General features: G+C 65.3%; 13 protein-coding genes. All 13 read left to right on the forward strand.

Features of this window, described 5'->3' with window-relative positions; all coding sequences use genetic code 11:
• Positions 1 to 76 precede the first annotated feature (76 nt).
• Positions 77 to 1,456, forward strand: coding sequence for a signal recognition particle protein (gene ffh / locus QMX82_RS17400; protein WP_282285893.1), 1,380 nt, complete (start codon positions 77 to 79; stop codon positions 1,454 to 1,456).
• A 250-nt stretch (positions 1,457 to 1,706) separates the two neighbouring features.
• Positions 1,707 to 1,955: a 30S ribosomal protein S16 gene (rpsP, locus tag QMX82_RS17405; RefSeq protein WP_017640797.1), complete on the forward strand. Its 249-nt coding sequence runs from the start codon at positions 1,707 to 1,709 to the stop codon at positions 1,953 to 1,955.
• 5 nt (positions 1,956 to 1,960) lie between these two features.
• Complete coding sequence (gene rimM / locus QMX82_RS17410; protein WP_282285898.1) at positions 1,961 to 2,497, forward strand: ribosome maturation factor RimM; 537 nt, start codon at positions 1,961 to 1,963, stop codon at positions 2,495 to 2,497.
• A 3-nt stretch (positions 2,498 to 2,500) separates the two neighbouring features.
• Positions 2,501 to 3,238, forward strand: a complete 738-nt coding sequence (gene trmD / locus QMX82_RS17415; RefSeq protein WP_158891335.1) for a tRNA (guanosine(37)-N1)-methyltransferase TrmD — start codon at positions 2,501 to 2,503, stop codon at positions 3,236 to 3,238.
• Positions 3,239 to 3,280: 42 nt separating this feature from the next.
• Entirely contained in the window at positions 3,281 to 3,631 is a 351-nt protein-coding gene (gene rplS / locus QMX82_RS17420) for a 50S ribosomal protein L19 (RefSeq protein ID WP_208692587.1), read from the forward strand.
• 69 nt (positions 3,632 to 3,700) lie between these two features.
• Positions 3,701 to 4,114, forward strand: coding sequence for an acyl-CoA thioesterase (locus tag QMX82_RS17425; protein ID WP_133862625.1), 414 nt, complete (start codon positions 3,701 to 3,703; stop codon positions 4,112 to 4,114).
• Positions 4,111 to 5,001 (forward strand): site-specific tyrosine recombinase XerD, encoded by an 891-nt coding sequence (gene xerD, locus QMX82_RS17430; RefSeq protein ID WP_282285903.1) that lies wholly within the window; start codon positions 4,111 to 4,113, stop codon positions 4,999 to 5,001. The genes QMX82_RS17425 and xerD overlap by 4 nt, the downstream gene beginning before the upstream one ends.
• 62 nt (positions 5,002 to 5,063) lie before the next feature.
• The gene (locus QMX82_RS17435; RefSeq protein WP_158891329.1) at positions 5,064 to 5,789 is read left to right on the forward strand and encodes a thioredoxin fold domain-containing protein; all 726 of its coding nucleotides are present in this window, start codon (positions 5,064 to 5,066) and stop codon (positions 5,787 to 5,789) included.
• Positions 5,790 to 5,849: 60 nt separating this feature from the next.
• Positions 5,850 to 7,154 carry a homoserine dehydrogenase gene (locus QMX82_RS17440; RefSeq protein WP_208692582.1) on the forward strand — a complete coding sequence of 435 codons (1,305 nt, stop codon included), beginning with the start codon at positions 5,850 to 5,852 and terminating at the stop codon, positions 7,152 to 7,154.
• Between the two features lie 46 nt (positions 7,155 to 7,200).
• Entirely contained in the window at positions 7,201 to 8,610 is a 1,410-nt protein-coding gene (thrC, locus tag QMX82_RS17445; RefSeq protein WP_282285908.1) for a threonine synthase, read from the forward strand.
• A gap of 220 nt (positions 8,611 to 8,830) precedes the next feature.
• Positions 8,831 to 9,370 (forward strand): YaeQ family protein, encoded by a 540-nt coding sequence (locus QMX82_RS17450; protein WP_158891322.1) that lies wholly within the window; start codon positions 8,831 to 8,833, stop codon positions 9,368 to 9,370.
• Complete coding sequence (gene recJ, locus QMX82_RS17455) at positions 9,370 to 11,091, forward strand: single-stranded-DNA-specific exonuclease RecJ (protein WP_282285914.1); 1,722 nt, start codon at positions 9,370 to 9,372, stop codon at positions 11,089 to 11,091. The genes QMX82_RS17450 and recJ overlap by 1 nt, the downstream gene beginning before the upstream one ends.
• 313 nt (positions 11,092 to 11,404) lie before the next feature.
• Positions 11,405 to 11,620 (forward strand): oxidoreductase (locus tag QMX82_RS17460; RefSeq protein ID WP_442969398.1); only part of this gene is annotated, 216 nt, incomplete at its 3' end.

An 11,620-nucleotide genomic window follows, 5' to 3' on the forward strand; every position in this document is an offset into this window, starting at 1 on the left:
CCTAGCGGCTATCCCTGGTCAGGCGCACTTTCGTTATACTTGTCGGTCAGCCGCCGTTTCTGCCCTGGATGTCCGCATGTTCGAGAATCTCACAGACCGCCTGTCCCAAAGCCTGCGCCACATCACCGGCAAGGCCAAGCTCACCGAAGACAACATCAAGGACACCCTGCGCGAGGTGCGCATGGCGCTGCTCGAAGCGGACGTCGCCCTGCCGGTGGTCAAGGAGTTCGTCAATCGGGTCAAGGAGCGGGCGGTCGGCACCGAGGTGTCCAAGAGTCTGACCCCGGGCCAGGCCTTCGTGAAGATCGTGCGCGCCGAGCTCGAAGCCATCATGGGCGCGGCCAACGAAGATTTGGCGCTCAACGTCGCGCCGCCGGCGGTCATCCTCATGGCCGGCCTGCAGGGCGCGGGCAAGACCACCACCGCGGGCAAGCTGGCGCGCTTCCTCAAGGAGCGCAAGAAGAAGACCGTCATGGTCGTCTCCGCCGACGTCTACCGCCCGGCCGCCATCAAGCAGTTGGAAACCCTGGCCGGGGAGGTGGGGGTCACCTTCTTCCCCTCCGACATCAGCCAGAAGCCGGTGGAGATCGCCCAGGCCGCCATCCGCGAAGCCAGGCTCAAATTCATCGACGTGGTCATCGTCGACACCGCCGGTCGCCTGCACATCGATAGCGAGATGATGGCGGAGATCCAGCAGGTCCATGCCGCCACCAAGCCGGCCGAGACCCTGTTCGTGGTCGACGCCATGACCGGTCAGGACGCCGCCAACACCGCCAAGGCCTTCAACGACGCCCTGCCGCTGACCGGCGTGATCCTGACCAAGGTCGATGGCGATGCCCGGGGCGGTGCCGCCCTGTCGGTCCGCCACATCACCGGCAAGCCGATCAAGTTCATCGGCATGGGCGAGAAGAGCGAAGCCCTCGATCCCTTCCACCCGGATCGCGTCGCCTCGCGCATCCTCGGCATGGGCGACGTCCTCTCGCTGATCGAGCAGGCCGAGCAGACCCTGGATCGCGAGAAGGCCGACAAGCTGGCCAAGAAGCTCAAGAAGGGCAAGGGCTTCGACCTCGAAGACTTCCGCGACCAGCTGCGCCAGATGAAGAACATGGGCGGCCTGGGTTCGCTGATGGACAAGCTGCCGACCATGATGGGCGGTGTGAACATCCAGCAGATGGGCAATGCCCAGGGCGCCGCGGAAAAGCATTTCAAGCAGATGGAAGCCATCATCGACTCCATGACTCCGGCCGAGCGCCGTGATCCGGAGTTGATCAGCGGCTCGCGTAAGAAGCGTATCGCCATGGGTTCCGGTACCCAGGTGCAGGACGTTGGTCGCCTCATCAAGCAGCACAAGCAGATGCAGAAGATGATGAAGAAGGTCACCGCCAAGGGCGGCATGGCCAAGATGATGCGCGGCATGGGCGGCATGCTCCCCGGCGGTGGCATGCCCAAGATGTGATTTCACGATGCCGCCCGTCGCCAGATGGTCGGCATCGGAAAGGACTCTGCAAGGGGTGTCGGCACCAGTGCTGATGCACCTTCGCGAGTGGCGGGACTCCGCTGTCGGAGTCTCCAGGCTGTCGCTATGCCGAGGGCGCCGTTTAAAGCCATTGGCAAACTGGGTGACAGCCCTTAGAATATGCGGCCTTTCGGGCCATGTGGCCCAGTGTGCCCACAGCTACAAGCACCGACTACAGGAACGAAGTTCAATGGTAACCATCCGTCTAGCCCGTGGCGGCTCCAAGAAGCGCCCCTTCTACCACCTGACCGTGACCAACAGCCGCAATGCGCGTGATGGTCGTTTCGTCGAGCGCATCGGTTTCTTCAATCCGGTGGCCAGCGGCGCCGAAATCCGTCTGTCGGTGGATCAAGAGCGTGCCAGCTACTGGCTGTCGCAGGGCGCTCAGCCGTCCGAGCGCGTCGCTCAGCTGCTCAAGAGCGCTCAGGCTACCGCCTGAAGATCATGAGTACGCCGACCTCCGCCCCCGACCTGGTGGTCCTGGGCAAGATAGTTTCGGTCTTCGGCGTACGCGGTGAGCTCAAGATCTACTCCTTTACCGATCCGCTCGACAATCTGCTGGATTATCGGACCTGGACGCTCAGGCGCGAAGGCGAGACCCGGCAGGTCAAGGTGCTCGGCGGTCGGTTGCACGGCAAGGTCCTGACGGTACGTCTGCAGGGCCTGGACGATCGTGAAGAAGCCCGCCTGATGGCCGGTTTCGAGATCTGCGTGCCGCGCAGCGAATTGCCCCAGCTGGGCGCCGGTGACTACTACTGGTATCAGTTGGAAGGTCTCAAGGTGATCAATCGCGAAGGCCAGTGGCTGGGTGTGGTGGATCATCTGCTGGAGACCGGGGCCAACGACGTCATGGTGGTCCTGCCCTGTGCAGGCAGCCTCGACGATCGTGAGCGTCTGTTGCCCTATCTGCCCGACCAGTACGTGCTGGCGGTGGATCTGGCCAAGGGCGAGATGCAGGTCGACTGGGACGCGGATTTCTGATCCATGCGTATCGATGTCATCAGCCTCTTTCCCGAGATGTTCGACGCCGTGAGCGCCTATGGCGTGAGCGGTCGCGCGATGAAGCAGGGGCTCCTGGAGCTGACCTGCTACAACCCGCGCAGCTACACCGAGGATCGCCACCAGACCGTGGACGACCGGCCCTTCGGCGGCGGTCCCGGGATGGTCATGAAAATTCAGCCGCTGGAGCGTGCCCTGGCCGATGCCAAGGGTGATTCGGCGGCGAAGGTGATCTACCTGTCGCCGCAGGGTCGCAAGCTCGACCAGGCGGCGGTACGGGAATTGGCGCAGGAGGAACATCTGATCCTCATCGCCGGGCGTTACGAAGGCATCGACGAGCGTTTCATCGAGACGCACGTGGATGAGGAATGGTCGATTGGCGACTATGTGCTGTCCGGCGGTGAATTGCCGGCCATGGTGCTGATCGATGGGGTCACGCGACTGCTGCCCGGAGCCTTGGGGCATGCGGATTCCGCCGAGCAGGACTCGTTTACCGACGGCCTGCTCGATTGCCCGCACTACACCCGACCCGAGGTGTACGAGGGCCGTCGCGTACCCGACGTGTTGCTCAGTGGTAACCACGAGCATATCCGGCGCTGGCGCCTGCAGCAGTCCCTGGGACGCACTGCGGAGCGACGCGCCGATCTTCTGGATGGCCGCTCGCTTTCTGGGGAAGAGCAGAACCTGTTGGCGGAATATCTCCGTCAGCGGAACGATAGTTAGGTATCGATGGCGGGCCGCGGCCTGTCTTAGGAGCAGAGTGACATGACCAACAAAATCATTGCCCAGATCGAAGCTGAGCAGATGAACAAAGAAATCCCGGCGTTCGCCCCCGGCGACACCGTGATTGTCCAGGTTAAGGTGAAGGAAGGCGACCGTCAGCGTCTGCAGGCTTTCGAAGGCGTGGTGATCGGCAAGCGTAACCGCGGCCTGAACAGCGCCTTCACCGTACGCAAGATCTCCAACGGCATTGGCGTCGAGCGTACCTTCCAGACCTACAGCCCGCTGGTCGACAGCCTGAGCGTCAAGCGTCGCGGTGACGTGCGCAAGGCCAAGCTGTACTACCTGCGCGAACTGTCCGGCAAGGCTGCCCGCATCAAGGAAAAGCTTTCCTGATCGCGGCGTGACCAGAAAAAAGCAGCTTCGGCTGCTTTTTTCGTTTCTGAGGTTCGAGGTATTACAGATATGAGCACCCGCGAAGCGGAAATCCAGCGGCGCACGGCGCTGTCGGAAACCCGGGTGGCCAAGGCGGTCTTCCCGCCCACCACCAATCATCACGACACCCTGTTCGGCGGCACCGCCCTGGCCTGGATGGACGAGGTGTCCTTCATCACCGCCACGCGCTTCTGCCGCAAGCCGCTGGTCACGGTCTCCACCGACCGGATCGATTTCAACCACCCCATTCCCGCCGGCTCCATCGTCGAGTTGATCGGCCGGGTGGTGAAGGTTGGCAACACCAGCATCAAGGTGCAGGTGGAGGTCTTCGTCGAAGGCATGCTGGCGGAGGGGCGCGAGCGCGCCATCAACGGCGCCTTCAGCTTTGTCGCCGTCGATGACGAGGGCAAGCCGACGCCAGTGCTGCCCGGCTTCGCCGCGTGAGCGCCGAACGGCTGATCGAGGAATTCCTCGATGCCCTGTGGCTGGAAAAGGGGCTGTCGCCCCATACCCGCAGCGCCTATCGCACCGATCTGCTGGCCTTCGCCCGCTGGCTGGAGGGCAGGGGGCTGACCCTGGAGACGGTCGGCCGTGACGCCGTGCTCGATCACCTCGGCTGGCGCCTGAGCGAGGGTTACCAGGCGCGTTCCACGGCGCGCTTTCTCTCCGGTCTGCGCAGCTTCTACAAGTACGGCGTGCGCGAAGGGCGGATCGCCGAGGACCCGACGCTGCTGGTGAGCATGCCGCAGCTGGGCGCGCCGCTGCCCAAGAGTCTGTCCGAGGCGGATGTGGAAGCCCTGCTGGCCGCGCCGGATACCGAAGACAGTCTCGGCCTGCGCGATCGCACCATGCTTGAGGTGCTGTATGCCACCGGTCTGCGGGTGACCGAATTGATCAGCCTGACCCTGGACGAGATCAATCTGCGCGAAGGCTCGCTGCGGGTCTTCGGCAAGGGCAGCAAGGAGCGGCTGATTCCCCTGGGCGAAGAGGCCATCGCCTGGCTCGAAGACTATCTGAAGACCGCGCGTCCGCTGCTGCTGGGCGGCCAGCCCGGCGATATCCTCTTTCCCAGCCAGAGAGGTACGCCCATGACCCGGCAGACCTTCTGGCACCGTATCAAGCTGCATGCCCAGGTGGCCGGCATCCGCACCTCGCTGTCGCCGCATACCCTCAGGCACGCCTTCGCCACCCATCTGCTCAATCACGGCGCGGATCTGCGCACGGTGCAGATGCTGCTCGGCCATACCAGCCTGTCCACCACCCAGATCTACACCCACGTCGCCCGCGTGCGACTGCAGCAACTGCACGCCCAGCACCATCCGCGCGGCTAGGGCCCCCCGCCGTAGCCAGCAGGTCTGTGGTAGGCTTGCCGGCGTCTCAACAGGAGTCAAACATGCGTATTTCCCAACTGTTGCTCGCCGCTTGCCTGGGGCTCGGCGTGCAACTGGCTCAGGCCGAACCTGAGCAGGCCATTCGCCAGAGCCTGACCGCGCTGCAACCCAATCTCGCCATCGAGTCCATCGCCAAGAGTCCGCTGGAAGGCCTCTACCAGGTCCAGCTCAAGGGCGGCCGGGTGCTCTATGCCAGCGGCGATGGCCAGTTCGTCATGCAGGGCTATCTGTATCAGGTCAAGGACGGCAAGGCCTCCAACCTGACCGAGAAGGCCGAGAACGTCGCCGTGGCGCGGCAGATCAATGGCCTCGATCGCAACCAGATGATCGTCTATCCCGCCCAGGGCGAGACCAAGGCGCACATCACCGTCTTCACCGACACCACCTGCCCCTATTGCCAGAAGCTGCACGCCGAGGTGCCCGAGCTGAACAAGCGCGGCATCGAGGTGCGCTACCTGGCCTTCCCGCGCCAGGGCATGGGCTCGCCGGGTTCCAAGCAGCTGGAGGCGGTGTGGTGCGCCAAGGACAAGCCGGCGGCGCTGAACCAGATGTTCACCGGCCGTGAGGTCAAGTCCGAGAGCTGCCAGAATCCGGTCGCCCAGCAATTCGCGCTGGGACAGAACATGGGTATCCAGGGCACGCCGGCGATCATTCTCGCCGATGGCCAGATGATCCCGGGCTACCAGCCGGCCGACCAGCTGGCGGAAGCGGCAATCAGCGCCCGCTAGGCGCTGCGAGAGATTTCAACGGCGCTGCGGAGCGGCGCCACCTGATAGGGGGATAAGGGTGTGAAGCCGGTCAAAGTAGGCATCTGTGGTCTGGGTACCGTGGGCAGCGGGACCTTCAACGTACTCAAGCGCAACGCCGAGGAAATCGCCCGGCGCGCCGGGCGGGGTATCGAGGTGGCGCAGATCGCCCAGCGCCGACCCAATCCCCAGTGCGATACCGGCAGCACGCCGATCACCGCCGATGTCCTGGCGGTGGCCGACAATCCCGAGATCGACGTGGTGGTGGAGCTGATCGGTGGCTACACCCTGGCCCGCGAACTGGTGCTGCGCGCCATCGCCAACGGCAAGCACGTGGTCACCGCCAACAAGGCGCTGATCGCCGTGCACGGCAACGAGATCTTCGCCAAGGCGCGCGAGCAGGGCGTGATCGTCGCCTTCGAGGCCTCGGTGGCCGGCGGCATCCCGGTGATCAAGGCGCTGCGCGAAGGCCTGGCCGCCAACCGCATCAACTGGGTGGCCGGCATCATCAACGGCACCGGCAACTTCATCCTCTCCGAGATGCGCGAGAAGGGTCGCACCTTTCCCGATGTCCTGGCCGAAGCCCAGGCGCTGGGCTATGCCGAGGCCGATCCGACCTTTGACGTCGAAGGCATCGATGCCGCCCACAAGCTGACCATCCTGGCCTCCATCGCCTTCGGCATTCCGCTGCAATTCGACAAGGCCTACACCGAGGGCATCACCCGCCTGACCACCGCCGATGTCGGCTACGCCGAGGCGCTGGGCTATCGCATCAAGCACCTGGGCGTGGCGCGCAGCACCGCCCAGGGCATCGAGCTGCGGGTGCACCCGACGCTGATCCCGGCGGATCGCCTGATCGCCAACGTCAACGGCGTGATGAACGCGGTGATGGTCAATGGCGACGCCGTCGGCTCGACGCTGTTCTACGGCGCCGGTGCCGGGCAGGAGCCCACCGCCTCAGCGGTGGTGGCCGACCTGGTGGACGTGGTTCGCGCCATGACCTCGGATCCCGAGAATCGCGTGCCGCACCTGGCCTTCCAGCCCGATGCGCTGTCCGACCATCCGGTGCTGTCGATCGAGGCCTGCGAGAGCGCCTACTATCTGCGCATCCAGGCCAAGGATCACCCGGGCGTGCTGGCCCAGGTGGCGAGCATCCTTTCGGCGCGTGGCATCAACATCGAGTCCATCATGCAGAAGGAAGCCGAGGAACATGACGGCCTGGTGCCCATGATCCTGCTGACCCATCGCGTGACCGAGCGCCACATGGTCGAGGCCATCACCGCCCTGGAAGCCCTGGACGATGTCGTCGGCGATGTCGTCCGCATCCGCGTCGAGCACCTGAACTGAGCAGCCTGGCGGCGCCCTGCGCCGCCGTCTTTCCCGAGGTCGAGTCATGCGTTACATCAGTACCCGCGGCCAGGCGCCCGCGCTGAATTTCGAAGAAGTGCTGCTGGCGGGTCTCGCCAGCGATGGCGGTCTCTACGTCCCGGAGAATCTGCCGCGCTTTTCCCTGGAGGAGATCGCCTCCTGGGCCGGTCTGCCCTATCACGAGCTGGCCTTCCGGGTGATGAAACCCTTCGTCGCCGGCTCCATCGCCGATGCCGAATTCAAGGCCATCCTGGAAGAGACCTACGCCGGTTTCGCCCATGGCTCGATTGCGCCGCTGCGCCAGCTGGACGCCAACGAATGGGTACTGGAGCTGTTCCACGGTCCGACCCTGGCCTTCAAGGACTTCGCCCTGCAACTGCTGGGGCGGCTGCTCGATCATGTGCTGGCCAAGCGCGGCGAGCGCGTGGTGATCATGGGCGCCACCTCCGGTGATACCGGCTCGGCGGCCATCGAAGGCTGCCAGCGCTGCGAGAACGTCGACATCTTCATCCTCCATCCGCACCAGCGGGTATCGGAAGTGCAGCGCCGGCAGATGACCACGCTGCTGGGCGACAACATCCACAACATCGCCATCGAAGGCAACTTCGACGACTGCCAGGAGATGGTCAAGGCCAGCTTCGCCGACCAGGGTTTCCTCAAGGGCACCCCGCTGGTGGCGGTCAACTCGATCAACTGGGCGCGGATCATGGCCCAGATCGTCTACTACTTCCACGCGGCCCTGCAGCTGGGCGCCCCGGCGCGCTCCATCGCCTTCTCGGTGCCCACCGGCAACTTCGGCGACATCTTCGCCGGGTACCTGGCCCGCAACATGGGGCTGCCGGTGAGCCAGCTGGTGGTGGCCACCAACCGCAACGACATCCTGCATCGCTTCATGTCCGGCAATCGCTACGACAAGCAGCAGCTGGAAGCCACGCTGTCGCCGTCCATGGACATCATGGTCTCGTCCAACTTCGAGCGCCTGCTGTTCGACCTGCACGGTCGCGATGGCCTGGCCCTGGCCGAGCTGATGGCGAATTTCCGCAGCAGCGGCACCCTGACGGTGGCCGACGATCGCTGGACCGAGGCGCGCAAGCTGTTCGACTCCCTGGCCGTGAGCGATGAAGAGACCTGCGCCACCATCGCCGAGGTTTATGCCGCCACCGGCGAGGTGCTGGATCCGCACACCGCCATCGGCGTGCGCGCCGCTCGCGAATGCCGGCGCAGCCCGGCCACGCCCATGGTGGTGCTGGGCACCGCGCACCCGGTGAAATTCCCCGAAGCGGTGGAAAAGGCCGGCATCGGCGCGACCCTCAGCCTGCCGACCCACCTGGCCGACCTGCTGCAACGCGAAGAGCGCTGCACGGTGCTGCCCAACGACCTCGCCGCCGTCCAGGCCTTCGTCAGCCGCCACGGCAAGCGTGGTCAGCCGCTGTAGGGCGGTAGCACACCCGGGTTGGGCTGCGCGGCGCTCAACCCAACCTACGGGGGCCTGTAGGTTGGGTTGAGACGGCTCCATCGTCGAAGCCCAACGAGGCGGACTCGAACCTTCTAGCGTTGGGCTTCGCTGTTCTCAGCCCAACCTACGGATCCGCGGTCCCAAGGTCCCCTGCCTTTTTTCCGGTACAATGCCCGGCTTTCCCTGCCGGTGACCCGCCATGGCTCTGCAAGCCACGCCCTACAAAGTCGAACTCAACCTCACCGATCTGGATCGCGGGGTCTACGAGAATCTGCGTCTGACCGTGGCGCGGCATCCCTCCGAGACCGAGGAGCGCATGGCGGTGCGATTGCTGGCTTACGTGCTCTGGTACAACGAGCAGCTGGCCTTCGGCCGTGGCCTGTCCGACGTCGACGAGCCGGCGCTGTGGGAAAAGAGTCTCGATGGTCGGGTGCTGCACTGGATCGAAGTCGGCCAACCCGATGCCGACCGCCTGACCTGGTGCAGCCGCCGTACCGAGCGCACCAGCCTGCTGGCCTACGGCAACCTGCGCGTCTGGCAGACCAAGGTGGTGGATGCGGTCAGGACGCTGAAGAATCTGCATATCGCCGCGGTCCCCGCCGAGCCCCTGGCCGAGCTGGCCCGCGATCTGCCGCGCAGCATTTCCTGGCAGGTGACGATCAGCGAAGGCACCCTGTTCGTCACCGACGACCGCGGTCAGCACGAATTGCAGCTGGAATGGCTGCTGGGCGAACGTTGATGCGCCTGGAGCCCCGTCCGCTGCCGGCGGTGTTGCCCGACCTGGGCGACCTGCCGCCGCTGCTCACCCGACTCTATGCCGCGCGCGGCGTGACCTTGCCGGAGGAACTCGACAAGGGCCTGGCGCGGCTGGTGCCCTATCACCAGCTCAAGGGCATCGAGGCGGCGGTGGAGCTGCTGGCACGCGCCCTGGAAGAGCGTCGGCGCATCCTCATCGTCGGCGACTTCGATGCCGATGGCGCCACCGCCAGTGCCGTGGGCGTGCTGGCCCTGCGTCGCCTGGGTGCGGCCTGGGTCGACTACCTGGTGCCCAATCGCTTCGAATACGGCTACGGCCTGACACCCGAGATCGTTGCCGTGGCCCTGCAGCGCGAACCCGAGGTGCTGCTCACCGTCGACAACGGCATCTCCAGCCTGGACGGCGTCGCTGCGGCCAAGGCGGCCGGGCTGCAGGTGGTCATCACCGACCACCACCTGCCAGGCGCCGAATTGCCCGCCGCCGATGCCATCGTCAATCCGAATCAGCCGGCCTGCGCCTTCCCCAGCAAATGCATCGCCGGGGTCGGGGTGATCTTCTATGTGATGCTGGCCCTGCGCAGTCGCCTGCGCGAGAACGGCTGGTTCGCCCGTCAGGGCCTGGCCGAGCCCAATCTGGCCGAGTTGCTGGATCTGGTGGCCCTCGGCAGCGTCGCCGACGTCGTGCCGCTGGACGCCAACAATCGCATCCTGGTGCACCAGGGGCTGATGCGGATCCGCGCCGGTCGGGCACGCCCCGGTCTCAAGGCGCTGCTGGAAGTGGCCGGGCGTCAGCCGGGCAAGGTGGCCTCCAGCGACCTCGGTTTCATTCTCGGCCCGCGGCTCAACGCGGCGGGGCGCCTGGACGACATGTCCATCGGCATCGAGTTGCTGCTCTGCGAAGACCCGCAGCGGGCGCAGGAATATGCCCAGCAGCTGGACGACTTCAACAAGGATCGCAAGAGCATCGAGCAGGGCATGCAGCGCGAGGCGCTCAAGCAGCTCAAGGAGTTGCCGGAAGACAATCTGCCCTTCGGTCTCTGCCTGTTCGACCCGGAGTGGCATCAGGGCGTGATCGGCATCCTCGCCTCGCGCCTCAAGGAAAAGTATCACCGCCCGGCGCTGGCCTTCGCCGACGACGGCAGTGGCAACGGCATGCTCAAGGGCTCGGCGCGCTCGGTACCCGGGCTGCACATCCGCGATGCCCTGGACGCCGTGGCGACCCGTCATCCGGGGCTGATCACCAAGTTCGGCGGTCACGCCATGGCCGCTGGCCTCAGCCTGCCCCAGGCGCACTACGAGACCTTTGCCGCCGCCTTCGACGCCGAGGTGCGCCGTCACCTGCAAGCGGACGACCTCAGCGGCCGATTGCAGACCGATGGCAGCCTTGCGCCCACCGAATTCCAGCTCGGCCTGGCCCAGGCCCTGCGCCAGGCCGGTCCCTGGGGCCAGCAGTTTCCCGAGCCGCTGTTCCACGGCACCTTCGAGATCCTCTCCCAGCGTCTGCTCAAGGAACGGCACCTCAAGCTGACCCTGCGCAGCGAGCAGGGCGGCCCCGAGCTGGACGGCATCGCCTTCAACATCGATCGCGACACCTGGCCGGATCCCAACATCCGCTGGGCCGAGCTGGCCTATCGGCTGGACGTGAACGAATTCCGCGGTAACGAGAATGTGCAGTTGCTGGTGGTGCACCTGGCACCGCGTTAGGGCTCGCCTGAACAGTTGCCGAGCGAAGGTCAGGCAAGGCGCAACGAGCAAAGGGAGTAACAGCCTACGGCTGGCCCTGGGGGTGAGCGCCAGCAAATCAACTCAGCGAGGAAGCGGACCGGGCTCGCGAACGAGTTTACGAAAGGTAAATGAGCATTCCGATGGAGCCGCCCAGGCCGGACTGGCGATCCAGCTGATTTTCAACGCAGCATCACCGGGCGCAGGCACTTTTCAGACGAGTCCTGTCGGATCGGCGATCTATTCTGGTTGGTAGCACTCCAATACCGTGCATCCCGACTAGACGAGGTCCGCCATGAGTCTCCTGTTCCAACCCCTGACCCTGCGTCAGCTGACCCTGCCCAATCGCGTGGTGGTCTCCCCGATGTGCCAGTACTCCAGCGAAGACGGCTTCGCCAACGACTGGCACCTGGTCCATCTCGGCAGTCGCGCCCCCCGGGGGGCGGGGGGGGGGGTGTTGGAGGGCCCCGCCCGCCCCCCCCCCCGGCGCAACACCCCCCCCGCTGAGGGG

It is taken from the genome of Pseudomonas sp. PS02302 (assembly GCF_029959585.1).
GTDB classification, from domain to species: Bacteria; Pseudomonadota; Gammaproteobacteria; order Pseudomonadales; family Pseudomonadaceae; genus Chryseomonas; species Chryseomonas aestiva.

Bases quoted from the DNA above. Each gene is read 5' to 3' on its own strand.
- rpsP (WP_017640797.1), top strand. From the start codon at position 1,707: ATGGTAACCATCCGTCTAGCCCGTGGCGGCTCCAAGAAGCGCCCCTTC.
- rplS (WP_208692587.1), top strand. From the start codon at position 3,281: ATGACCAACAAAATCATTGCCCAGATCGAAGCTGAGCAGATGAACAAA.
- QMX82_RS17435 (WP_158891329.1), top strand. From the start codon at position 5,064: ATGCGTATTTCCCAACTGTTGCTCGCCGCTTGCCTGGGGCTCGGCGTG.
- rimM (WP_282285898.1), top strand. From the start codon at position 1,961: ATGAGTACGCCGACCTCCGCCCCCGACCTGGTGGTCCTGGGCAAGATA.
- thrC (WP_282285908.1), top strand. From the start codon at position 7,201: ATGCGTTACATCAGTACCCGCGGCCAGGCGCCCGCGCTGAATTTCGAA.
- recJ (WP_282285914.1), top strand. From the start codon at position 9,370: ATGCGCCTGGAGCCCCGTCCGCTGCCGGCGGTGTTGCCCGACCTGGGC.
- QMX82_RS17450 (WP_158891322.1), top strand. From the start codon at position 8,831: ATGGCTCTGCAAGCCACGCCCTACAAAGTCGAACTCAACCTCACCGAT.
- trmD (WP_158891335.1), top strand. From the start codon at position 2,501: ATGCGTATCGATGTCATCAGCCTCTTTCCCGAGATGTTCGACGCCGTG.
- QMX82_RS17425 (WP_133862625.1), top strand. From the start codon at position 3,701: ATGAGCACCCGCGAAGCGGAAATCCAGCGGCGCACGGCGCTGTCGGAA.
- ffh (WP_282285893.1), top strand. From the start codon at position 77: ATGTTCGAGAATCTCACAGACCGCCTGTCCCAAAGCCTGCGCCACATC.